Source organism: Phreatobacter sp. AB_2022a (assembly GCF_026847585.1).
Classification (GTDB): domain Bacteria; phylum Pseudomonadota; class Alphaproteobacteria; order Rhizobiales; family Phreatobacteraceae; genus Phreatobacter.
Genome location: NZ_JAPSET010000001.1, coordinates 234596 through 258375 on the forward strand (window position 1 = coordinate 234596; position 23780 = coordinate 258375).

20 protein-coding genes and 1 pseudogene are annotated in these 23780 nt (G+C 67.8%); 13 read left to right on the plus strand and 8 right to left on the minus strand.

The features are described 5' to 3' along the window. Positions 1–54: 54 nt before the first annotated feature. Entirely contained in the window at positions 55–1161 is a 1107-nt protein-coding gene (ada, locus tag OZ671_RS01120) for a bifunctional DNA-binding transcriptional regulator/O6-methylguanine-DNA methyltransferase Ada (protein WP_268858992.1), read from the plus strand. Between the two features lie 31 nt (positions 1162–1192). Here ada and OZ671_RS01125 read toward each other — a convergent pair whose 3' ends face one another. Continuing rightward, on the minus strand, positions 1193–3232 hold the full coding sequence (locus tag OZ671_RS01125) for a molybdopterin-containing oxidoreductase family protein (protein WP_268858993.1): 2040 nt from the start codon (positions 3230–3232) through the stop codon (positions 1193–1195). A gap of 153 nt (positions 3233–3385) precedes the next feature. Next, positions 3386–4894 carry a MocR-like pyridoxine biosynthesis transcription factor PdxR gene (pdxR, locus tag OZ671_RS01130; protein ID WP_268858994.1) on the minus strand — a complete coding sequence of 503 codons (1509 nt, stop codon included), beginning with the start codon at positions 4892–4894 and terminating at the stop codon, positions 3386–3388. 290 nt (positions 4895–5184) lie between these two features. Between pdxR and OZ671_RS01135 the strand changes: the two genes are divergently transcribed. Both OZ671_RS01135 and OZ671_RS01140 read left to right on the plus strand, forming a co-directional pair. Beyond that, on the plus strand, positions 5185–6405 hold the full coding sequence (locus OZ671_RS01135) for an MFS transporter (protein WP_268858995.1): 1221 nt from the start codon (positions 5185–5187) through the stop codon (positions 6403–6405). A 69-nt stretch (positions 6406–6474) separates the two neighbouring features. Then, complete coding sequence (locus OZ671_RS01140) at positions 6475–7020, plus strand: hypothetical protein (protein WP_268858996.1); 546 nt, start codon at positions 6475–6477, stop codon at positions 7018–7020. Positions 7021–7034: 14 nt separating this feature from the next. On the opposite strand, the gene OZ671_RS01145 is transcribed toward OZ671_RS01140, so the two are convergent. Beyond that, a complete protein-coding gene (locus tag OZ671_RS01145; protein ID WP_268858997.1) occupies positions 7035–7640 on the minus strand; it encodes a glutathione S-transferase in 606 nt (201 codons plus the stop codon). Between the two features lie 23 nt (positions 7641–7663). Continuing rightward, on the minus strand, positions 7664–8341 hold the full coding sequence (locus tag OZ671_RS01150) for a GntR family transcriptional regulator (protein ID WP_268858998.1): 678 nt from the start codon (positions 8339–8341) through the stop codon (positions 7664–7666). A gap of 118 nt (positions 8342–8459) precedes the next feature. On the opposite strand from OZ671_RS01150, the gene OZ671_RS01155 reads away from it, so the two are divergent. The 10 genes and pseudogenes from OZ671_RS01155 to OZ671_RS01200 all read left to right on the plus strand — a co-directional run bounded on the left by OZ671_RS01155 (position 8460) and on the right by OZ671_RS01200 (position 19208). Continuing rightward, positions 8460–9215: an SDR family NAD(P)-dependent oxidoreductase gene (locus OZ671_RS01155; RefSeq protein ID WP_268858999.1), complete on the plus strand. Its 756-nt coding sequence runs from the start codon at positions 8460–8462 to the stop codon at positions 9213–9215. A gap of 28 nt (positions 9216–9243) precedes the next feature. After that, entirely contained in the window at positions 9244–10470 is a 1227-nt protein-coding gene (locus OZ671_RS01160) for an ABC transporter substrate-binding protein (RefSeq protein WP_268859000.1), read from the plus strand. A gap of 148 nt (positions 10471–10618) precedes the next feature. After that, positions 10619–11521 carry a branched-chain amino acid ABC transporter permease gene (locus tag OZ671_RS01165; protein WP_268859001.1) on the plus strand — a complete coding sequence of 301 codons (903 nt, stop codon included), beginning with the start codon at positions 10619–10621 and terminating at the stop codon, positions 11519–11521. Beyond that, the gene (locus OZ671_RS01170; RefSeq protein WP_268859002.1) at positions 11521–12477 is read left to right on the plus strand and encodes a branched-chain amino acid ABC transporter permease; all 957 of its coding nucleotides are present in this window, start codon (positions 11521–11523) and stop codon (positions 12475–12477) included. The genes OZ671_RS01165 and OZ671_RS01170 overlap by 1 nt, the downstream gene beginning before the upstream one ends. Positions 12478–12482: 5 nt before the next feature. Then, positions 12483–13241, plus strand: coding sequence for an ABC transporter ATP-binding protein (locus tag OZ671_RS01175; protein WP_268859003.1), 759 nt, complete (start codon positions 12483–12485; stop codon positions 13239–13241). After that, a complete protein-coding gene (locus OZ671_RS01180) occupies positions 13234–13950 on the plus strand; it encodes an ABC transporter ATP-binding protein (RefSeq protein WP_268859004.1) in 717 nt (238 codons plus the stop codon). The genes OZ671_RS01175 and OZ671_RS01180 overlap by 8 nt, the downstream gene beginning before the upstream one ends. A 14-nt stretch (positions 13951–13964) precedes the next feature. Continuing rightward, positions 13965–14693: an SDR family NAD(P)-dependent oxidoreductase gene (locus tag OZ671_RS01185; RefSeq protein WP_268859005.1), complete on the plus strand. Its 729-nt coding sequence runs from the start codon at positions 13965–13967 to the stop codon at positions 14691–14693. A gap of 325 nt (positions 14694–15018) precedes the next feature. Continuing rightward, positions 15019–15768, plus strand: a pseudogene (locus tag OZ671_RS01190) (SDR family NAD(P)-dependent oxidoreductase); the annotation flags it as partial. Then, positions 15765–17459: an FAD-dependent oxidoreductase gene (locus OZ671_RS01195; RefSeq protein ID WP_268859007.1), complete on the plus strand. Its 1695-nt coding sequence runs from the start codon at positions 15765–15767 to the stop codon at positions 17457–17459. The pseudogene OZ671_RS01190 and the gene OZ671_RS01195, both read left to right, overlap by 4 nt. 138 nt (positions 17460–17597) lie before the next feature. Beyond that, entirely contained in the window at positions 17598–19208 is a 1611-nt protein-coding gene (locus OZ671_RS01200; protein WP_268859008.1) for a hypothetical protein, read from the plus strand. On the opposite strand, the gene OZ671_RS01205 is transcribed toward OZ671_RS01200, so the two are convergent. The 4 genes from OZ671_RS01205 to OZ671_RS01220 form a co-directional block, all read right to left on the minus strand. Beyond that, the gene (locus OZ671_RS01205; protein ID WP_268859009.1) at positions 19180–19785 is read right to left on the minus strand and encodes a hypothetical protein; all 606 of its coding nucleotides are present in this window, start codon (positions 19783–19785) and stop codon (positions 19180–19182) included. The two genes, OZ671_RS01200 and OZ671_RS01205, sit on opposite strands and share 29 nt — an antisense overlap. An 84-nt stretch (positions 19786–19869) precedes the next feature. Beyond that, positions 19870–21405: a class I adenylate-forming enzyme family protein gene (locus OZ671_RS01210; RefSeq protein WP_268859010.1), complete on the minus strand. Its 1536-nt coding sequence runs from the start codon at positions 21403–21405 to the stop codon at positions 19870–19872. Between the two features lie 91 nt (positions 21406–21496). Then, positions 21497–23053 (minus strand): acyl-CoA synthetase, encoded by a 1557-nt coding sequence (locus OZ671_RS01215; protein WP_268859011.1) that lies wholly within the window; start codon positions 23051–23053, stop codon positions 21497–21499. 63 nt (positions 23054–23116) lie between these two features. Next, positions 23117–23749 carry a TetR/AcrR family transcriptional regulator gene (locus tag OZ671_RS01220; protein ID WP_268859012.1) on the minus strand — a complete coding sequence of 211 codons (633 nt, stop codon included), beginning with the start codon at positions 23747–23749 and terminating at the stop codon, positions 23117–23119. Between the last annotated feature and the right edge of the window lie 31 nt (positions 23750–23780).

Consider the following 23780-nt stretch of genomic DNA (forward strand, 5'->3'; position numbering starts at 1 on the left):
GGTAGACCAGGGGCAGGCTTTTGAACGGACCATCGCAAGCCAGGGTGGAAGACCATGTCGACTGAAACGATTTCCGGGGCGAAGCGGGCGCGAGGGAAGCCCCCGGCGCCGGCGCCTGTCGAGCAGGATCCGCGCTGGCGCGCGGTGCTGGCGCGCGACGCCGGTGCCGACGGCAGCTTCGTCTATGCCGTCTCGACCACCGGCATCTATTGCCGTCCGTCCTGCCCTTCGCGCCACGCCAAGCCGACGCATGTCAGCTTCTATCCGGATTGCGAGGCGGCCGGCCGCGCCGGTTTCAGGCCGTGCCGGCGCTGCAAGCCCAACGAGCGGGGGCTTGCCGGCGATCAGGCTGCCATGGTGGCCGAGCTCTGCCGCTTCATCGAGGCGGCCGAGGAGGAGCCCCGGCTCGACGAGCTTGCCCGCAGGGCAGGCATGAGCGCGTTCCATTTTCACAGGGTGTTCAAGGCGGTGACGGGGCTGACGCCGAAGGCCTATGCGGCGGCCCATCGCTCGCAGCGCGTGAGGGCCGAGCTGGTCCGCCCGGGCACCTCGGTCACGTCGGCGATCTACGGGGCGGGCTTCAATTCCAATGGCCGTTTCTACGCGACGGCCAACGACGTGCTGGGCATGACGCCGTCCGACTACAAGGCGGGCGGTGCCAATGCCGCGATCCATTTTGCGGTCGGCGAATGTTCGCTCGGCTCGATCCTGGTCGCGCGCAGCGAGCGGGGTGTCTGCGCGATCCTGCTGGGCGACAATCCCGATGGGCTGGCGCGCGACCTGCAGGACCAGTTCCCGCAGGCCCGGCTGATCGGCGGCGATCCCGATTTCGAGGATCTGGTTGCCAAGGTCGTCGGCTTCGTCGAAGCGCCCGGGCTCGGGCTCGACCTGCCGCTCGACGTACGCGGCACCGCGTTCCAGCAGCGGGTCTGGCAGGCGCTGCGTGACATCCCGGTCGGCCAGACGGTCAGCTATTCCGAGCTCGCCCGGCGCATCGGCGCGCCGAAGGCGGTGCGTGCGGTGGCGCAGGCCTGCGCTGCCAACCACATTGCCGTAGCGATACCCTGCCACCGCGTCGTCAGGAATGACGGCGCGCTGTCGGGCTATCGCTGGGGCGTCGAGCGCAAGCGCGCCCTGATCGCCAAGGAGAACGCCGCCTGAGCGACGTCTTCGCAGATGCCGGCGGCTGCCGTCAGGCGTTGGCGGCCGGCCGCTCCCAGGCCTCGACGTCGAGGAAGGTGCTCTGATAGCAGGCGCCTTCGCCGATATCGGTGAGACGGTCAGAGCACAGCATGTTGACCGTGCCTTCGATCGCTTCCGTGCCGGGCCGCTGGCCCGGCACCAGGATGACGCCCTCGGCCACCTCGTCGCCGACCTTGAGTTTCAGCCCCACAGCCGCGCGCTCGTTGTAGAGCCGCACCTTCTGGCCGTCCGCGAGGCCGCGCCGTTCGGCATCCGCGGGGTTGAGGACGCAGAACGGCTCGCCCTCGCGCTTGCGCAGGAAGGCGACGCCGGAATAGGCCGTGTGCGGCTGGAAGTAGGACGGTGCGGTGAGCAGGCGCAGCGGCCAGCGCGCGGCATCGCGCAGTTCCTCCGCGTCGGGCTGCCAGTCCGGCAGCGGCGAGACGCCCTGGGCGGCGAGCGCTTCCGAATAGATCTCGAGCTTGCCCGACGGCGTGCGGAACTCCTGCCCTTCGGGCGGGGCGACCTTGATCGGCCCGGCGCCCACCACCTTGGCCGGATCGACCTTGCCGACCGCGCCGGACGCGCCGCGGAAGAACTCCGGGACGATCTCCTGTTCCGTCATCCGGAAGACGCGGTCGGTCAGTCCCATGCGCGCCGCAAGGGCCTGGGCAAGACGGAAATTCGACCAGGCTTCGCCTTGCGGCGCGACCGCGGCCGGGGCGAACTGCATGTAGTAGCTGCCATAACCGCGGTAGAAGTCCTGCGTCTCCAGGTAGGTGGTGGCCGGCAGCACGATATCGGCATAACGCGCCGTGTCGGTCATGAACGGGTCGTGCACCACGACGAACAGGTCCTCGCGGGCAAGGCCGGCGCGCACCTTGTTGGCCTCGGGGCAGGTGACCGCGGGATTGTTGGCGGCGATCAGGATGGAGCGCAGCGGCGGGTCCTGCATGGTCAGCAGCGCCTCGCCGAGCTTGGAATGATTGACCTGGCGGGCGGTCTTCGGGCCGGAGGGCTTCTTGACGAAGCCGAACTGGAAATCCATCGAGGCCGCGGTCATCAGCAGGGCGCCGCCGCCGCGCCGGCCATAGGCGCCGGTCACCGCCGGCAGGCAGGCGACGGCGCGCAGCGCCTGGCCGCCGCGGGCAAGGCGGGTCATGCCTTCGCCGATGCGCAGGAACGAGCGCTTGGCGGCGCCATACATGGCCGCGAGCTTCTCGATGTCGGCCTCCGGCAGGCCGGTGATGCCGGCGGTCACGGCCGGCGTGAAGCGCGGCACCACCTCGCGCTCCCAACGCTCGAAGCCGAGCGTATGGGCCTCGAGATAGGCGCGGTCGACGCGCTTGTCGCGCACCAGGATGTGGACGATGCCGATGGCGAGGGCGGCATCGGTGCCGATGCGGATCGGCAGGTGCCAGTCGGCGCTTGCCGCGGTGCGGCTGCGGCGGGGATCGATCACCACCACCTTGACGCCGTTCCTGCGGATCGCCTCGACCTTCGCCCAGAAATGGACGTTGACCGCCATCAGATCACAGCCCCAGGCGATGACGAGGTCGGAATCGACCACTGTTTCCGGATCGGCGCTGCCGACCGGGCCAGCGGTCATGTCCCAGGCGGTTTCGCAGCAGGTGTCGCACACTGTGCCGGCCTGCAGCCGGCTGGTGCCGAGGGCGTGGAACAGGCCGTTGACGATATGGCGGTTCATCTGTCCCTGGTGCGCGCTGTAGGCATAGCCGAGCAGCGCCTCGGGGCCGGATTCGGCAATGATCGTCTTCCAGCGGCTGGAGATCTCGTCGAGCGCGGCGTCCCAGCTGATCGGCGTGAACTGGCCCGATCCCTTCGGTCCGCTCCGCTTGAGGGGCGTCGTCAGGCGATCGGGCGAATGGACGAGCTCGGCGTCGCGGTTGACCTTGGCGCAGGCGAATCCGGCCGTGTAGGGCTGGTCCGGATCGCCCTGGACGCGGATCACGCGACCATTTTCGACCTGCGCCACGAGCGAGCACATGTCAGGACAATCATGGGCGCAGACGACTCGAACCGTTTCCATTGGGCCTTCCTTGACGTCGATCAGCCGCACCGGGCGGATTGGTCGAAGTCTTGGAGGCGACCGGACGAGGGACAACGACCACTTCCGGCGGCTTGAACCGACCACTTGACCGGCTCGCGGCTGCGCGGGCGGGCAGGGCGGCCGCCGTCCGCATCAGCCCCGATGCCGGTCGCGCGCCACTCTCAGCGTCGCCCTGGCGAGGCGCACCGCGGCGGAGCGCAGCTGGTGCGGATCGAAGCCGGAATAGCCGAGCACGAGGCCGCTGCGCGCCGGCGCTTCGAGGTAGAGCGGGCTGACCGGCTTGGTGACGACGCCGTCGCGCCGGGCTTCGGCGGCAACGGCCAGATCCGAGATCGCGTCGCGGAAATGCATGACGAGCTGGATGCCGCATTCCGGCTCCTCGATCTCGACGAGATCGCCGAGCTCGCGCCGGATCGATTCCACGACCACGTCGCGCGCGTCGCGATAGCGTTGTCGCATGCGTCGGATATGGCTTGTCAGGAAGCCTTGGCGCATGAATTCGGCGACGATCATCTGGTGCGGCGTCGGTGGCTGGCGGTCGGCAAGGAAGCGCGCGGCGGTGAAGGCCGGGATCAGGCTGTGTGGCAGAACCGCAAAGCCGAGGCGGATGCCGGGAAAGAGGATCTTCGACAGCGTGCCGACATAAATCACGCAGCCGTCGCGATCGAGCCCCTGCAGCGAGGCGAGCGGCCGGCCGACATAGCGGAACTCGCTGTCATAATCGTCCTCGATGATCCACGAGCCGCTCTGCGCAGCCCAGGCGATCAGTTCGAGGCGGCGCGACATGGCCATCACCGAGCCGGTCGGGAACTGGTGGGAGGGCGTGACATAGGCGGCCCGCGCCTTCGGAGCGCGGGCGAGGCCGGCCTGGACCGCAAGCCCTTCGCCGTCCACTGGCACCGGCACCAGCCGGGCGCCGGCGGCGACCAGCGCGGCGCGCGTCGCGAAATAGCTGGGATCCTCGATCCAGACCTGGTCGCCAGGATCGAGCAGCACCCGGAGCGACAGGTCGATCGCCTGCTGGGCGCCGGACAGGATGACCACCTGCTCGGGGCTGCACTGCACGGCGCGGGCGGCACGCAGATACTGCGCCACCTCGTTGCGCAGGTCATATTCGCCGGCGGGATGGGCATAGCCCAGATTGACCGGATTGAACCGGCGCATTTCCTGGGCGCTGATCCGGCGCCAGGCCTCCACCGTCACAGCGTCGATCGAGCAGCAGCCGGTGCCGAAGGCGGAGTGCTGGACCACGGACAGGTCGGAGGCGAGGTTGAGATAGCGCTCGCCGGCTGCCGACAGCTTGCGTCGCGCGTGCCGCGGCGGCGCCGTCTCCGGCGGCGGCGCGGCGGCGATGGCCTGCGGCACGTCCTGCGAGACATAGGTGCCCGAGCCGGCCTGGCCCGCGACATAGCCTTCGGCAATGAGCTGCTCATAGGCGGTCAGCACCGACGTGCGGGAAACGTCGAGCCGTGCCGCGAGCTGGCGCGTGGAGGGCAGGCGGCTGCCGGGCGCGAGCGTTCCCGACACGATCGCCGTGCGCAGCATCAGGTAGATCTGCTGGAACAGCGGCCTTTCGCTGGTCGGTTCGACCGAGAGATCGAGAAATTCGGCCCATTTCGATCGGGTGCGGGGGGCGTCCATTGGTCGGGCTGTCTGGCAGATCGGGGTATGGTCACCATACCAATCTAGGCAAGGTCCGCAGCCTGCCGCAAGCCGTCCGTGTCCCGGGTGACGGCATGGCCGCCGGAGATCCGTTGCTCGGTGGGCCGGCTTGCCGGAGGCCTTCCAGGCCCCCCGCGCGCGGTATGTGCCCATTCAGCGACTGCAACAAAGACTGCAACAAAAAGTCATCGCGAGATAATTGCGTATCATGAGCTGTCGCATCTAATAGTGGTCGCGCGCGGTCACGATGCCGCGTTTGGAATAGCCGCATGATCAGGTCGCATCTCGTCCTGCTGGCAGCCATTGCCGTCTCGGCCGCCAGTCAATCCTCGATCTTTGCCGTCCTGCCGCCGCTCGCCCGCGACATCGGGCTGTCGGACATCCAGATCGGCGCGATCGCATCGATCGCCGCCCTCTGTTTCGTCGTCTCGGCGCCGTTTCTCGGCAGCCTCGGCGAGCGCCATGGCCGTGTGCCCTTCATCGTCATCGGGCTTGGCGCGGCGGTCATGACCAATCTCGTCTATGCCGCGGCCATTCTGGCAGGGCTTGCCGGTGCGCTCGGCGCGGCCGCCGTCTTCGCCCTGCTGCTCGGCTCCCGCATCGTGCTCAATATCAGCTGGGGCGGAATGTTTCCGGCCGCCTTCGCCTATGTCGCCGATGCCACGACGGGCGGCCGGCGCAGCGCGGGCGCGGCCCTCATCGGCGCGGCTTTCGGCGCCGGCGCCATTCTCGGCCCGGCCATCGCCTGGGCCCTGACGCCGCTCGGCTCCGTGGCGCCGTTCATCGGCATTGCCTTTCTCTCGCTTGCGACTCTCGGCGTGGTTCTTCTCGGCCTCGCCGATCAGCACCCGGCGGGAGCGGCGACCTTGGCCGGGGCGGCCCGCGACGATGATTTCATCGGCGCCGCGGCCCGGCTCTGGCCGTTCCTGGTCATCGGTCTTGCCGGCGCCATGGCCACGGTCATGATCCAGCAGCTGACCGCCTTCAGGCTGCAGGACCAGCTCGGTCTCGACGCGGCCGGCGCGACGCGCCAGGCTGGGCTGGTGCTCACCGCTCTTGCGGCGGCGACGCTCGCCGCCCAGAGCCTCGTGGTCTGGGCCGGAGACCGCTGGACGCCCGTCACCCTCATGGTGGTCGGCGCGGCCCTTGCCGCCGCCGGCAGCCTCGCCTTCGCCCTTGCCGGCCAGGCCATCGTGCCCATCAACTGGCTGGTGGCGCTGCAGGCCGCGGCCCTTGCCCTGCTCGGCCTCGGCGTCGGCCTGATCCTGCCGAGCAATGCAGCCGCCGTCATGCAGGCGACCGGCGAGCACTCGCAGGGGCGCGCTGCCGGTCTGCTCAACGCGGCGCTCGGGGCTGGCACCATGGCTGGTCCCGTCCTCGGAACCGTGCTGTACCGGCTCGACGCGATGCTGCCCTTCGCGCTGGCGGTGCTGCTGTTCACTCTCGGCTTCGCCGTCGCCTTCAGCCAGCGGATCGTCGCGAGGGTCTGAACCTTTCGGCCTCTTGCCGCGACGAAGGAGCAAGGCGACACTCGCGCCTGATGGCGAACGGGGGGCCGCATGATGAGCATGGGCGAAACGGGGCGCGCCCTGCGTGCCGGTCTTTTCGGTCTGGGCGCCTGCCTCGCGGCCTGGAACGCACGGGCCGACGTCCTCGACGATATCCTGCGGGCGGCCGGCGGCGGCGAAGTCTGCTATTCCCGGACCTATTCCACCGACCATCTGGCGCGCCATCCCGACCAGCGCGTCACCCGGATGAGCCTGATCCTGACCCGCGGCGCGAGCCGCAGCGAGCCGGCATCCTTCCGAATCTTCGTCACTGTGCGCGGCGAACGCGAGGTCTGGAGCGCCAGCGGTGAATGCCGGCGGCGCGGCGGCATCGTCTGCGACGTCGAATGCGACGGCGGCGGCTTCGCGATCGGTGCGACCTCCACCACCGAGGCGCTGCAGATCGCGCTGGATCGTCCGCACGGCCGCATCAGCATGAGCGGCTGCGACGGGGGCGAGCGCGACGTGGCGGCCGGCCGCGACGACCGGCGCTTCCGGCTCGATCGCGCGCCCGGCCAGGTCTGCGCCGCTATCGCCGCGGCGACACCAGGCAACTAGCTTCGGTCACAGCGTCAGGCGTGCGGCACTGTCGCCTGCATCGATGGGCGCTGGCTGAAGGCCTGATACCAGGCGGCGGCGCCGGGATGATCCTTGCGCCAGTCGAGTTCGGGGAAGCGGAAGTCGAGATAGCCGAGCCCGCAGCCGAAGGTGATGGTCCCGATATCGACACGGCTGCCGAGGCCGGGGACAAGCGCCTCGAGCCGGTCGAGCGCGTCGGCAACCTTGCCCATCTGGCCCTTTTCCCAGTCGGCCCAATAGAATTCCTTGGGCCTTGCCACGCGCTCATAGCGGGTGAGGAGAGCGGCATCGAGCAGACCGTCGCCGAGCGACTGTTCGGTCAGCAGCCGCCAGCGCTCGGCGCCCGATCCGAACAGCCGGCCGCCGGCCTGGGCATCGAGATATTCGCAGATCACGCGGCTGTCGTAGAGCGCTTCGCCGTCGTCGGTGAAGAAGGTCGGCACCTGGCCGAGCGGGTTGCTCTGCCGGATCCGGGCATCGCGCACCACCGGACCGGCGGCGCTGTCGAGCTTCTCGATCCGGTCGGCGCAGCCGAGTTCGTGGGCGACCACCATAACCTTGCGGACGAAAGGCGAGGCGGGGGAGAAATAGATCTTCATGGGGCGCTGCTCCTCGATGGCGGTCAGGCGTTCTGGCCGAGCCCGATCCGGTGGAAGTTCTCACGCAGGAACAGGCCCGCGAAATAGACGTGTTCGCGCATCAGGTCCTCGGCGCGCGCCGCCTGACGGTTGATCAGCGCTTCGGCGATCCGGTGGTGGTCGTTGTGCGAGCGCAGGATGACGCCGTAGTCGTGCCAGAGGATGATGCGGTCGGACACGAAGGGAATGCCGTGGGTCTGGTTGACGAAGCGCTCGGCCCAGACATTGCCCGAGAGTCGGAGGATGGTGTCGTGGAAGGTGACGTTCATCGCCTGATAGGGGCGAAAATCATCCTCCGCCAGATGGCCCTTGTCGAGGTAGCGGTCGCCCTCGGCGACGCAGGCGCGCAGAATCGCCGCCGCCTCGTCCGGGATGCCTGACGTCGCCGCCAGCCGGCAGGCGAGGCCCTCCAGCGCCGCCCTGACTTCATAGGCCGCGAACACTTCGTCCGCGCTGAAGCTGCGCACCAGATAGCCGCGTTTCGGCAGGTAGTCGATAAGCCCTTCATTGGCGAGCAGGGTGAGGGCGGCCCTGACCGGCGTGCGCGACACGCCGAGCCGTTCGGCAAGCGGAACCTCCTCCAGCCGCTCCCCCGCGGCGACCGCACCGGTGAGGATCCAGTCGCGCAGGATTTCGGTGACGTCTTGCGAACGCGTTCTCATATCATGGATACATACGGTCGAATTTCACAATGTAAAGCGCGCAGATTGGTTGACACTGGCTCGTCATGTGTACATGGTGCCGCGAAATCAACAAGCAGACCAATCGAGGAAGCCTATCATGAGGGTCGCAGTGGTGACCGGCGGTGGCCGTGGCATCGGGCGGGAGATCTGCCAGGTTCTGGCCCGCGACGGCCTGGTCGTGGCGGCCGCCGACATCGATGCCGGCTCCGCGCGCGACACGGCGTCGTCGCTGCCCGGCGAGGGCCATCTCGGCCTCCATTGCGATGTCGGCAGCGAGGCTTCGGTCGACGCGCTGTTCGACTCGGTCGAAGGCAAGCTCGGCCCGGTCGCGGTCCTCGTCTGCAATGCCGGCAAGCTGCTGCTCCACGAGGGCCGGCGCCCGCTGGTCGCCGAGACCTCGCTGGAGAGCTGGCAGGACACTTTCGCGGTCAATACGGTCGGTCCCTTCCTCGGCGCGCGCGCCTATCTCCGGCACCGGCGCGAGCGCCCGGTGGAGCATGGCCGCATCATCACCTTCGCCTCGGTCGCCGCCCAGCTCGGCGGCTACAATGCCAGCGCCGCCTATATCGCAGCCAAGGCCGCCGTCATCGGCCTGACCAAGGCGGTGGCGCGCGAGGCGGCCCCGCTCGGCATCACCGCCAATGTGATCGCGCCCGGCCTGATCGACACCGACATGATGAAGCTCGCGGCTGGCGGCGCCGGTCCGACGGCCGCGACCACCGCCAATGTGCCGCTCGGCCGGCTCGGCCAGCCGGCCGATGTCGCGGCGGCCGTCGCCTTCCTGGCTTCGCCCGCGGCCGCCTACATCACGGGGACCACCATCGACGTGAATGGTGGCTACCGGATGCAATGACAAGAAACCTTATCGGGAGGAATCGACCATGAGACTGCTGAAGGCGCTGTCGAAGACAGCTTGCATGGCGCTGCTCGGCGCAGCCGCCCTAGCGCCTGCCGTGCAGGCGCAGGCGCAGGAGCCGGGCATCACTCCGACCACGATCAGGATCGGCATGTTCGGGCCGCTGTCCGGCCCGTCCATGGCCTATGGCTTCGACGTGGTGAACGCGGCCCGCATGTATTTCGACAAGATCAACCGTGAAGGCGGTATTCACGGCCGCCGCATCGAGGTGGTCGTCGAGGATGATCGCTGCACGGCGAACGATGTGGTCGCGGCGGTGAAGAAGCTGGTCGAGCAGGACCAGGTGTTCCTGCTCAACGGCGGGTCTTGCTCGGCACCGGTCGTGGCGGCGCGCGACTACGTCGTGCGGTCGGGCGTGCCCTGGGTGATGCTCAACGCCTCGGGCGACGGCGCGCTCTATCCGCCGCAGCCGAACATCTTCGGTGCGCTCTCCATTTCCCAGCGCGCCGTCGGCGGCTCGACGGTCGAGTTCGCCACGCGCCAGCTCTCGGCCAAGCGCATCGGCTACATCAACCATGACGATGCCTATGGCGCCTGGAACCTGGAGGCGGCCCGCTTCCAGGCCGCCCAGAACGGCGCCGAGCTGGTCGTCGAGTCGATCAATCCGAACATTTCCGACGTCACCGCGCCAGTGCTCAAGCTGCGCGCCGCCGGCGTCGACGCCATCGTGATCGCGACCTATGCGCGGCCGGCCCAGCTCATCCTGAAGAAGGCGCAGGAGCTCGGCGTCAACAAGCCGATCGTCATCGCGGTGAATGCCATCGCCAGCCTCAAGCAGCTCGTCGAGAATGTCGGCAGCCGCGAGGCCTTCCGCAATGTCTACATCCAGGAGCTCCTGGCCGCCGCTCCCGGCTCGGAGAAGCTCGCCTGGGTCTACGACCTCTACCGCCAGTCCTATCCCGATCTCGCCGGCAAGCCCGACCATCCGCAGGTCTACATGCCCTACGGCATCGCACCGGCCATGGTCATCGTGCGCGCCCTGCAGGCGGCGGGCCCGGAGCCGACACGCGCCAAGGTCATCGCCGCGATCGAGCAGTTGAACTTCGACTCGGGCGTCATGGCCGGGCCGATCGCCTTCTCGCCGACCGAGAGGGCCGGGCAGAAGGCCTCCATCTACTTCCGCTTCGACGGACAGACCATGACCCCGGTTCCCGGCGTCTTCGCCAGTCGCTGGACCTATCGCGGCCAGTGACTTGAACGGGCGGCCGGCGGCGGCTCCTTCCTCCACCGCCGCCGGCCGCCCGCCTGCGCATGATCCACCCCGCGTTTGCCGGCAGCCGGTCGCCGCGGGCTGCCGCGGCTGCGCCGCACCTCGGAACCCGCCCTTCAAGCGAGGCTGAATGTCCTTCGACGTCGCATTCCTGTTCATCCAGCAAGGCGTCGCCTCCGGGCTGGTGACCGGTTCGGTCTACGCGCTGCTCGCCATCGCCATCGTGATCATCTACCGCACCACCGATGTCGCGAATTTCGCCGGTGGCGAATTCTACATGGCGGCCGCCTATCTCGCCTTCTTCCTCATCGCCATGATGGCGCTGCCGTTCTGGGCCGCGGTCGTCGCCACGATCGTCGTGATGTGCATCGGTGCCGGCCTGTTCCAGCGCGTCGTGCTGGCCCAGGTCGCGCAAGCGCGCGGCGTTTCGATCAACCTGGTGATCGCGACCCTCGGCCTGTCCTATCTCGTCAAGGGCATCGTCCGCTCGACCGGCTTCGGCGATACGCCGCGCACCTTTCCCTCCATCGTGCCCGATGGTTCGATCACCATCGGCCAGGCCTCGGTGAGCTATCTCGACGTCGTCATCCTCGGCGCCGCCATCGTGGTGATGGCGCTGTTCTTCTGGATGTTCAACTTCACCAGGATGGGCCGCGCCATGCGCGCGGTCGGCATGAACCGCCGCGGCGCCCAGCTCGTCGGCATCAATCTCGGCCGGGTCGAAATGTCGGTCTGGTGCTTTGCCAGCGCCATTTCCGGCATTGCCGCCATCCTGATCGCGCCGAAGCTCCTGATGACCGCCGAAATGGGTTCGGTCGTCATCATGGCCTTTGCCGCCGCCATCGTCGGCGGCTTCACCAGCCTGCCCGGCGCGGTCATCGGCGGCTTCATCATCGGCATCACCGAGAACCTGGTCGGCCTGTTCATTTCCTCGCGTGCCATCAATGTCGCGCCCTTCGTCATCATCATGCTGGTGCTGATCTTCAAGCCGCAGGGCCTGTTCGGCGGCGCCGTCAAGGTGAGGAAAGTCTGATGCGCGAGACCGCCGCTCCCGCGCGCCTCACCGGCCCGCGCCTCGCCCTGCTCGTCGGCCTCGGCATCCTCGCCCTGGCCGCAGCCAGCATCGCGCTGACCGGCCTTGCCACGGGCTACATCATCTACATCGTCAACCTGGTGCTGGTTGCGATCGTCCTCGCCCTCGGCCTGCATATCGTCATCGGCGAATGCGGCCAGTTCTCGCTGGCGCATGCGGCCTTCTACGGCATCGGCATCTATACCGCGGGCCTCGTCACCAATCTGGCCGGCACGCCGTTCTGGGTGTCGCTGCTGGCGGGCGGGCTCATGGCCGGGCTGATCGGCTTCTTCATCGGCTTCCTGTCGCTGCGCATGCGCGACATCTATCTGGCGCTTTCCACTTTCGCCTTCGGCGAGGCGATGCAGTGGCTGTTCCTCAACTGGACTTCGGTCACCGGTGGTCCGAACGGCCTCAACATCAAACCCGCCTCGGTCCTCGGCTTCCAGCTCCTGTCCGATCGCGCGGCCTTTCCGCTGGTTCTGGCTGTGACGCTGATCATCGTTGCGCTGGTGACCGTCCTGCATGTCTCCACGCTCGGCCGCAGTATGCGTGCGGTGCGCGAAAGCGAGATCGCGGCCGGCTCGGTCGGCATCAACGTCGTCAGGATGAAGCTCACGGCGTTCACGCTCTCGGCCTTCATCGCGGGGCTCGCCGGCGGTCTCTACACCACCTTTTCCACCTTCATCCATCCGGACAGCCTCGGCTTCCAGACCACCATCATCATCCTGACCACCGTGGTGGTCGGCGGCATGGGCTCGCTGGTCGGTGCCATCGGCGGCGCCGTGGTCTTCGGCCTGATGTCGGAGCTCCTTCGGCAGGTGCCGTCCTACCAGGAGATGATCTATGGCGCGATCCTCATCCTGTTCATGATGTATGCCCCGCGCGGCATGTTCGCCTTCATCGGCAGGCGGTGAGCACCATGGCCGCAATGCTGCAACTGACCAATGTGCTCATGCGCTTCGGCGGCATCGTCGCGATCAACAATTTCTCCATGGAGGTGGAGGAGGGCACGATCCACGCGCTGATCGGCCCGAACGGTGCCGGCAAGTCGACCGTGTTCAACTGCATCTCGCGCATCTACCAGCCCGCCACCGGCCGCATCGTCGTGGCCGGCCGCGACGTCACCGGCCTGCCGCCCCATGCCATGGCCGGTCTCGGCGTTGCGCGCACCTTCCAGAACCTCGAACTGTTCAACGAGCTGAGCGTGATCGAGAACGTCATGCTCGGCGCCTATGCCCGCGCCGAGACGGGCTTCTGGCAGCGCCTCAGGCCGCGCTCGCCCGAGACGCGCGGCCGGGCCGAGGCGATCCTCGAACAGACCGGCCTGCAGGACTTTCGCGACGTCAAGGCCAACAGTCTGGACTTCGGCCGGCAGAAGCTCCTGGAACTCGCCCGCGCTCTCGCCGGCACGCCGAAGCTGCTCCTGCTCGACGAGCCGGCCGCAGGCCTGCGCTCGCGCGAGATCGACCGCCTCGACCAGATCCTGACCGATCTCAACCGGCGCCAGGGCATTACCATCCTGCTCGTCGAACACGTCATGCAACTCGTCATGTCGATTTCCAACCGCATCACCGTGCTCAATTTCGGCGAGAAGATCGCCGAAGGCACGCCGGCCGAGGTGAAGACCCATCCGCGTGTCGTCGAGGCCTATCTCGGCGCGGAGGCCGCCCATGGCTGAGCTTCTCGAACTTGCCGGCGTCTCGGCCGGCTACGGCCGCATCGAGGCTCTGTCGGGCATCAGCCTGAACGTGCCCGAAGGCGGCATCGTTGCGCTGCTCGGCGCCAATGGCGCGGGCAAGAGCACGACGCTCAACGTCATCTCCGGCATCGTTCCGGCGAGCGCCGGCGAGGTGCGCTTCCGCGGCCAGTCGATCACCCGCCTGCGCTCCGACCAGGTGGTGGCGCGCGGCATTTCCCAAGTGCCCGAGGGGCGGGAGGTGTTCCGCGACATGAGCGTCGAGGAAAATCTCGTCATCGGCGCGCAGTTGCGCAGCGACCGGGCCGGCATTGCCCGCGACATCGCGGTGATGACCGGCTATTTCCCGATCCTCGCCACGCGCTTCCGCCAGATGGCCGGCACCCTGTCGGGCGGCGAGCAGCAGATGCTGCTCATCGCCCGCGCGCTGATGGCGCGGCCGAGCCTCCTGCTGCTCGACGAGCCCTCGCTCGGCCTCGCGCCGCTCCTGGTCAAGCAGATCTTCGACATCGTGGTGGCGCTGCACCGCGAGCAGAATCTCACCCTTCTGATCGTCGAGCAGAACGCGGCCGTGGCGCTCGCCGTCTCGCAATATGCCTACATCCTCGAGAACGGCGAGATCGTCGCCGAAGGCGCCTCGGCCACCCTTGCCAAGGACGATGCCATCCGCCGCGCCTATCTCGGCGCCTGACCGGAGCTGACGCCATGACCAAGCCCCATGCCCTCGTCACCGGTGGAGCCAGCGGCATCGGCCGTGCGATCACGCGCCGGCTCGCCGCCGACGGCTTCCACGTCGTGGTGGTCGATCTCAACGAGCCGCTCGCGGCCGAGGCGGTGGCCGAGGTCGCCGCCGCGGGGGGCTCGGCCGAGTCCCGCATTCTCGACATTACCGACGAAGCCGGCGTCGAGGCGCTGATCGGCGCCTTGCCGCCGCTCGCCGCGCTCGTCAACAATGCCGGCATCTTCAAGGACCAGCCTTTCGCCGCGGCGAGCGCCGCCGATTTCCGGCGCACCTACGAGGTCAACGTCGTCGCGCCGTTCCTGCTGGCGCGGGCGGCCGTGGCACGCATGGGCGAGGGCGGTCGGATCGTCAATATCGCCTCGCGCGCCTATCTCGGCGCGAAGAACCAGATCGACTACGTGGCCTCGAAGGGCGCCGTGGTGAGCTTCACCCGGGCACTGGCCATGGAGGTGATCGGTCGCGGTATCGCGGTCAATGCGGTGGCGCCGGGTCTGATCGACACGCCGATCCTCCGGGCCCTGACGCCGGAGCGGCTGAAGGCGCAGCTGGCGTTGCAGCCGACGGGGGCTGCGGGGCGGCCGGAGGACATCGCCCATGCCGTGTCCTTCCTCGCCTCGCCCGCGACCTGCTTCATCACCGGTCAGGTCCTGTTCGTCGACGGCGGCAAGTCGCTCGGCGGTTCGGCGGTGTGATGGTGCAGGCGGTGACCGTGGCTTTTGACGAGCACTGCATCGGGCGCAGCCGTGGTTCGAGGCTCGCTATGCTCGCACCTCACCATGAGGATCGGAGAGTGTTGCAGCAGGGTTGGCGCGCTGGTGTCCATCAACCCATCGGTTTCATGAACAGGGCGGGTGCCGTGCTCCACATCCCTCATGGTGGGGTGCGAGCCGAAGGCGAGCCTCGAACCACGGCGAACCGGGGTGCAGGGCACCCTGGCAAGACGCGGCGAAACGCCCCCGACCTGCGGGATCCGATCCACAGCCAGAGGTGTCATCCATGACCGATCCCTTCGTTGCCCTGGTGACCGGCGCCGGTTCCGGCATCGGTCGTGCCACCGCATTGCGCCTCGTACGCGCCGGCGCCCGCGTGGTTGCCGTCGATCTCAATCCCGATGGGCTTGCCGACACGGTGGCCCTGTCGGGTGACCCGGCGGTGATCGAGACCCTCGTCATGGACGTCACCGCCGACGAGGCACCGTCGATCGCGGTTGGTCGCGCGGTCGCCCGCTTCGGCCGGCTCGACTGGCTGGTCAACAATGCCGGCATCGGCGCGGCCAAGGCCGCGCATCTGACCAGCGATGCCGAATGGGATCGCTATGTCCAGGTCAACCTGCGTCAGCTTTTCCGGTTCTCGCGGGAGGCGTTGCCGCATCTGGCTGCCGGCCGCGGCGCCATCGTCAATGTCGCCTCGGTCTTCGGCCTGTTCGGCCATCCCGGCACGGCGCCCTATGCCGCCACCAAGGCGGCGGTTGTCGGGCTGACGCATCAGATGGCGGCCGACTATGGCCCGCAGGGCATCCGGGTCAATGCGGTCGCCCCCGGCGTCATCGAGACCGCCCTGACACGCAGCCGGATCGACGGCGACGCGCGTTTCCAGGCGCTCAACATCGACCCCATCCCGTTCCCGCGCCTCGGCCGGCCCGAGGATGTCGCCAATGCCATCCACTTCCTGGTTTCGGAGGAGGCCGCCTACATTTCCGGTCACGTCCTCGCGGTCGACGGCGGCTGGAGCGTCACCAGTTATTCGCGCCGCGGAGCCGCATTGTGAGCCAGAATTGGGATCGCGAGGTCGACGTCGTGGCGGTCGGCTCCGGCGCCGGCGGCATGAGCGCGGCGCTGACCGCCGCGATCGAGGGACTTGAGGCGGTGATCGTCGAAAAGACCGATTTTGTCGGCGGGTCGACGGCGGTCTCGGGCGGCGCGGTCTGGGTTCCCGGCAACGAGCAGGCGGCGGCCGTCGGCCACGGCGAGCCGTTCGAGGCCGCCAAGCTCTATCTCGACCAGATCGTCGGCAACTGGTCGAGCGAGGCCATGAAGCTCGCCTTCCTGAAGGCCGGCCCGGACATGGTCTCCTATTTTCACCGGCACAGCCACGTGCGGCTCGCCGCCCGCGCCTATTCGCCGGATTATTATCCCGACATGCCCGGTGCCTCGCTCGGCGGGCGCGCCATGGATCCGGTCGCCTTCGACGGGCGCCTGCTCGGCGCCGATTTCGCGCGATTGCGGCATCCCCTGAAGGAATTCGTGGTGCTGGGGGGCATGATGGTGACCGTCACCGACGTGAACCATCTCCTGAAGGCGACGAAATCCTTCGTCTCCTGGCGCCACGGCATGGCGCTCGTGCTTCGTTATGCCCGTGATCGGTTGAAATACCGCCGCGGCACGCGCCTGGTGCTGGGCAATGCGCTCGCGGCGCGGCTGTTCCGCAGCGTGCTCGACCGAGGCATCGAGGTTCTGACCGGCACGCCGGCGCGCCGGCTCGTCGTCGAGGCCGGCCGCGTCGCCGGCGTGGTGGTGGAGCGCCGGGGCCGGGAGCTCGCCATCCGCGCCCGACGTGGCGTGGTGCTTGCGACCGGCGGCTTTCCCAATGATCCGGACCGGCGGCGCGCCTTCCTGCCCGAGGGCATCGGGCTCTGGTCGATGGCGCCCGAAGGCAATAGCGGCGACGGCCTGCGCCTGGGTGAGGCCGCCGGCGCGCTCCTGCGCCGGGACAATGCCAGCAACATCTTCATGACGCCCATCTCGATCCTGAAGAAGCCCGACGGGTCGGAGGTCAAATATCCCCATCTCGTCTGGGATCGGGCGAAACCGGGCCTGATGGCCGTCAACGGCTCCGGCCGGCGCTTCGTCAACGAATCGACCTCCTATCACGAGTTCGGCCTCGCCATGATCGAGGGGCAGCGGACCGAGCCGACCATTCCCGCCTTCCTGATCTGCGATGCGGCCTTTCTCAAGCGCTGGGGGCTCGGCCTGGCGCTGCCGGGCGGCCGGCCGTTCCGCCATCTGGTCGAAGCAGGCTACCTCTACGAAGCCCAAAGCCTGGAGGAGCTGGCCGCAAAGCTCGGCCTGCCGCCGGCGGCGCTCGTCGACAGCGCCGCGCGCTTCAACCGCTACGCCGCCGCGGGCGTCGATCCCGAATTCGGCAAGGGCGGCACTGCCTATAACCGCTATCTCGGCGACGCCGCAGCCGCCGGCAATCCGTGCCTCGGTCCGCTCGACACGCCGCCGTTCTATGCGGTCAAGGTCTATCCCGGCGATATTGGAACGGCCGGCGGCATCGTCACGGACGGCGAGGCGAGGGCGCTCGATCGGGACGGCCGCCCGATCCCGGGCCTTTTTGCCTGCGGCAACGACATGAATTCGGTCATGGCAGGCACCTATCCGGGGCCGGGCATCACGCTCGGTCCGGCCATGACCTTCGGTTATCTCGCCGGAAAGGCGCTTGCCGCCGGCAAGTGATGCGCAGATGCGTCCGGTTGACCTGCCAGGTCATTGCGTCAAAGCCGACACATCAGCCCAAAAATCGGTCAGATGTCAGCAAATTGTCAGGATTAAACGCTGGCATACCGGCACGGACTGCAATAAGCGCTCGCGACCATGCCCCAGTCCCGTCAGCCGATCCGGCCGCCCCGGCCTTTCGTCGATCTGAGCCGCGGCCAGATCGCACTCCTGTTCGTCGCCATGATGGCGATCGTCTCGGCGCCGATCCTCCTGCATCCGCTGCCGCCGATGTCAGACTATGCGAACCATCTGGCGCGCATGCATGTGATTGCCGATGGCGCGCGCGATCCCGATCTCTCGCGCTTCTACCAGATCAACTGGCAGATCGTGCCGAACCTCGTCATGGACGTGGTGGTGCCGGCCCTGACCCGGTTCATGGACGTCTATCTCGCCGGCGAGATCTTCCTGATCCTGACCTTCCTGCTCATCATGTCGGGCACGCTGGCGTTCAACAGAGCGCTGTTCGGCCACTGGTCGGCGCTGCCGCTGATCGGCTTTCCGCTGCTCTACAACTACGTGCTGCTGGTCGGCGTGCTGAACTATGTGTTCGGTTTCGGCCTGGCGCTCTGGGGACTCGCCGCCTGGGTCCACCTGCGTGAACGCAATATCGTCCTGCGCCTCGCCGTCGCGGCGCTGTTCGTCTGCGCCCTGTTCTTCTGTCACCTCTATGTCGTCGGCGTGTTCGGGCTCGGGCTCCTTGCGATCGAGATCGAGCGGCTCTACCACCGGCGCGACATACCGCTGATGCGGCGCCTGGCCGATTTCTGCGCTACCGGCATCCCGTTCCTGCCGGTGCTGCCCCTGCTCAGGGCGAGCCCGACCTGGGGACTGGCGGCCGACAATTCCTGGGAACCGAAGGGCAAGATCGACGGGCTGATCTACGTCATCGAGATCTATTCGGATGCGGTCGCCTTCGCATTGACCGGCATCGTCGTGGTGGCCGCCGCCTGGGCGCTGCGCCACAAGGTGCTGCGCTTCCATGCCATTACCTGGCCGCTGCTCGTCGTCAGCGCCATCGTCTACATGGCCATGCCGCGGGTGATGTTCGGCTCCTATCTCGCCGACCAGCGCCTGCCGGTCGCCGTCGCCTACATGCTGATCGCCTGCATCAATGTCGATCTGCGCCACATCTTCGTGCGGCGCGGCTTCATCGTGGTGCTGCTGGCGCTGATCGCGGTGCGCACGGCCGAGGTGCAGCTCGCCTGGGCCCAATTGTCGCGCGGGCCCCTCGCGGTCCAGCAGTCGATGCAGCAGCTGACCCGCGGTGCCAAGGTGCTGGTCGCCTATGGCGAGCGCGACGCCGGCGACAGCGTGCGCGACTACGGCCTCGTCCATGCCGCCTGCCTTGCCATCATCGAGCGCTCGGCTCTGGTGACGACCGCCTTCACGGTTGCCGGCAAGCAGATCATGCATGTGCGCTCGGCCTATCGCGACCGGGTCGACACCGAGGACGGAACGCCGCCGACGGTCGATCAGCTGCGCGCCGCGCTGGAGCCGATCGACAGCGAGGACAGCCATTACTGGGACACCTGGTGGGAACACTACGATTACGTCTATGTCGTGTTCACCGACCCTGACCGGGAGAATCCGGTGCCCGACCAGCTCGAGCTCGTGTTCAGCGGACCGCGCTTCCAGCTCTACAAGATCATCAAGGACCGGCCTGCCGCAGCGCCCCCGGTCAGCGGAGCGCCTGCCACAAATCCTTGAAGCCGAAGGGCTTGAACAGCCGGCCGAGGGCGCGGACATCACCTTCGATATTGGTGTTGTCGCGGCCGGGCCGGCCGTAGTCGCAGTCGACCATGCGGATCGCGCCGGAGGGCGTGACGACCAGGTTCTCGGGCTCGAAATCGCCGAGCGCGAGGCCGCGCGCATGCACGCGCTTCACCTTGGCGAGGAAGGCCGAGACCTGCTCGCGGCTGCAGGCGGACAGCGGCGTCGGTCCATGCTCGATCCATTCCTGGATCATGTAGTGGTGGCCGAGCCCGTCATGGCTCCACAGGAACAGGTGGCCCATATGGTGGTAGCGCGGCAGGAGGGCGATGTCGCCGAGCCGCTCCAGGAGATCGGCATAGTGGGCGACGAGCTTCAGGTTGAGGATGGCCTGCCGATCGTCGAACTGATCGTAGATCTTGAACGCGCGTCGTATGCCGGTCGGCAGTTCCCGGCACAGATAGGTCTCGGCGGTCCAGCCGCTGCCGAGCCGGTCCAGGATCTCGTAGTTGCCCACGCGAAATCCCGTGGGGATGTCGAAACGGACGGCCTCGCCGTCGAATATGCTGGTCACGCTGAGCTCCGGCCCTGACTGCGGCCGGCGGAGCTTAACCGATTTGGTCGCGCGCCGCGCCAACCGCAGCCAGACATGACGGCATCAGCCGGAGGCCTTGCCGAACCGCTCGACCAGCAGGAATTTCTGAACCTTGCCGGTCGGCGTCCGTGGCAGGGCCTCGGTCTGCAGGATGAACTGCTTCGGGGTCTTGAATCCGGCGAGGTGCTGGCGGCAATGCGCCTCCAGCGTCGTGGCGGTCAGGTCCGAGCCTTCCGCCACGACCACGAGACCGGTCACGCGCTCGCCCCACATGTCGTCGGGCAGGGCGAACACCGCGCAGTCGGCGACGCCGGGACAGCGCAGAATGATCTCCTCCACCTCGGCGGCATGCACGTTCTGGCCGCCGGTGACGATCATGTCCTTCTTCCGGCCGCGGATGAACAGATAACCCTCGGCGTCGATGCTGCCGAGATCGCCGGTATGGATCCAGCCGTCGCGGAACGTCTCCGCCGATTTCTGCGGGTTCTCGAAATAGGCCGTCACCGCATTGGGCGAGCGGCCGAGGATCTCGCCGAGCGTGTCCGGCGGCAGCGTGCGGCCCTCGTCGTCGGCGATCCTGACCTCGCCGAACAGAATGGGGCGCCCGACGGAGTCGGGCCGCTTCGCGCGGTCCGCGGGCGTCGAGGCGACCAGCGCGCCGGTCTCCTGCATGCCGTAATATTCGTAGACATGGGGGCAGAGCTTCTCGATCGTCTGCTCGCGAATGCTGGCCGGCAGGCTCGAACCGGCGAAGACCACGGCGCGCAGCGATGAGAGATCGCGTGGCGCGGCGGCGATCGCTGGCATCAGCATGGCCGCCATGGTCGGCACCAGATTGACCATGGTCACCCGTTCCTCGGCGATCAGGCGCAGCACGTCGTTGGGTTCGAAATTGGCGATGACATTGGGAATGCCATACATCACCGCCGCGGCGATCCAGGCGAAGCCGACGCGGCCGAACGCCGGGAAGACGGTCAGCGCCACGTCCTTGCGCGAGGTCTCGAAGGCCTGGAACATCGGCTGCAGCGTGCTGTTGTTGTACTGGGTGAGCACGTAGGATTTGGGCAGGCCGGTCGTGCCCGAGGTCAGGTTGAAATAGAACGGATCGGCCTCGTCGAGTTCGATCTCGACCGCGGCCGGCGAGGCGGCTGCCAGCAGTCTTTCATAGTCCCTGGCCGGGGCCGTGCCGTCGCCGCCGATTTCGATCACATGTTTCAGAAGTGGCTGCGCGGCCGTGGCGGCAGCGGCGAATTTCGCCTCGTGAATGAGGCCACTCGCCCCCATGGCGCGCATCAGCTCGACCATTTCGCTGGTGGCGAGGCGATAGTTCAGCGGCAGGCCGACAATGCCGGTGCGGGCGAGGGCGAAATAGATCTCCACCATCTCGGCGCGGTTGGAGGAGAGAAAGGCGACGACGTCGCCTTTGGCGAAGCCGAGATCGCCGAGCGCATGGGCGAGCCGGTTGACCCGCTCGTTCACCGCCCGAAAAGTGTATCGGCGGCCGGTTCCGGCGCAGACGACCGCCGGGTCGTCGGGAAAGCGCAGGGCCGCTGTCTGGAGGATATTGCCGACCAGCATCTTGCCGAGGGAACGATTCATCGTGAGGCAGTCCCATCCCGTGAGGCGCCGCGCGGCGCGAGGGCGCGCGGCGGCTGTTGTGGAGCGAATGGCCAAGGCGTCCGGCCCCGGTTCAGTTCACCCGCCGCTCCTTGCTGTCCCAGAACGGCCGGCGCAGCTCGCGCTTGAGGATCTTGCCGGCGCCCGACATGGGCAGGGGATTGTCGCTGATGTCGACCGAGCGCGGGCACTTGTAGCCGGCGATCCGCTCCTTGCAGAAGGCGATGATCTCCTGCGCCGTGACGCTGGCGCCGGGTTTGCGCATGACCACGGCATGGACCTGCTCGCCCCATTCCTCGCTGGGAATGCCGACCACGGCGCACTGCGCCACCGCGGGGTGCTGGGCGACGACGTTCTCGACCTCGGTCGAATAGACGTTCTCGCCGCCCGAGATGATCATGTCCTTCACCCGGTCGACGACATAGACGAAGCCGTCGGCGTCCATGTAGCCACCGTCGCCCGTATGCATCCAGCCACCGGCGAGTGCCCGCTCGGTCTCCTCCGGGCGCTCCCAGTATCCCATCATCACATTGTCGCCGCGGGCGACGATCTCGCCGACCGTGCCCAGCGGCACGGGCCGGTCCTCGGCGTCGACGATGCGCACCTCGCAGCCGAGCGTCGCCCGCCCGCCCGACCGGTGGCGGCCCTTGGCGCGGGCTTCGCCGATATGGTCATGCCAGTGCAGGAGCGTCGCGATCGGCGACAGCTCCGTCATGCCGTAGGCTTGGCGGAACTTGGTGCCGGGCAGGGCGGCGATCGCCCGGTCCAGCACCGCTTCGCTGATCGGGGAGGCGCCATAGATGATGTACTCGAGCGATGACATGTCGTGCGCGGCGAGCGCCGGGTGGTCGACCAGCATCTGGATCATGGTGGGCACCAGAAGGACTTCGGTCACCTTTTCGCGCGCGATGATTTCCATCACGCCTTCCGGGGTGAAGGCCTTGATGATGACGTTGGTGCCGCCGCTCAGCAGCAGCGAATACATGGCCGCGCCGTTGGCGAGGTGGAACATCGGGGCGGCATGCAGATAGGTGCAGGTCGGCGGGAACATCCCTTCGCCGAGGGCATTGAGCGCATTGGCCATCAGGTTGCCATGGCTCAACATCACGCCCTTGGATCGTCCGGTCGTGCCGCCGGTATAGAAGATGCCGGCGAGATCCTCGCTCTTGCGCATGGCATCGGGAACCGGATCGCTTTCGGCGATCAGGCCTTCATAGTCGCGCATGCCGGCAGGAGCCGCGTCGTCGTCGGCATGGACGAGGCCGAGGCCTTCGATCGCGCCCGCCAGCGTGCTGCCCACCGCGGCGAAGGCCTTGTCGACGATCAGGAGCTTGGCCCGGCAGTCGCGCAGCGCATCCTCGTTCTCGAGCGGCGACCAGCGGATGTTGAGCGGCACGATCACCGCGCCCGCCCAGGCGGCGGCGAGATAGGTCTCCAGATAGCGGTCGGAATTGAGGCTGAGGATGGCGACCCGGTCGCCGGGCGCGATGCCGAGCCGGGCCAGGCCGCCGGCCAGGCGTGGAATGCGCTCGCCCATGTCGGCCCAGGTCTTGCGGCGCTCGCCGCAGACGACGGCAAGGCCGCCGGAATTGATCTGCAGCGCGCGCTTGAAGCCGTGCGTGATGTTCATGTCTGGCGTTCTCCCTCGAGGTTTGGTGCGGCGGCCTCTTGACGGGCCCTGGCGCCGGGGCGGCTAATGGGCGGCGATGCCTCCGGTCAGCCGTTCTGCGAATTCGTTTGCGATCGCCTCGGCCGACAGGGGGCCGTCGGGGTCGTACCAATGGCCGATCCAGTTCAGCGATCCGGCAATGGCGAAGGCGGCGAGCTTCGGGTCGCACGGCAGGATCGAGCCGTCGGCGATACCCTCCTCGATGCGCGACCGGAACGCGGTGTCGTAGCCGCGTTTCGAGCGGCGCACCGAGGCGCGCGCTTCCGGCGACAGCTCGCGCTCGTCGAGCCGGGTGACGCACATGCCGAACTCGCTGGTGATCGCCTTCACATAGGCGCGGATCAGCGCGCGCACCTTGTCCAGGCCAGTGCCGTCGAGGCTGTCGAGCGCTTCGATCATCGCGTCATAGGTGTCCTGGCCGATGCGATAGCATTCGACGAGGATCTCTTCCTTGCTGCGGAAATAGTTGTAGAGCGCCGGCTTGGTGATGTTCAGCCGCGCCGCGACCTCGTTGAGCGTGGTGCGATGGTAGCCTTCGGTCAGGAACATCTTCACGGCCATGCGCAATACCGCCTCGCGCTTCTCGTCGCGGGCCCTGCGGCGGTCCTCGAAGGGCACCCAGGGCGGGGTTTCCTTGAGCTTGGTACGCCCGGCCATGTGCTCCTGTCCCATCGTCCTTTCGGCCTGG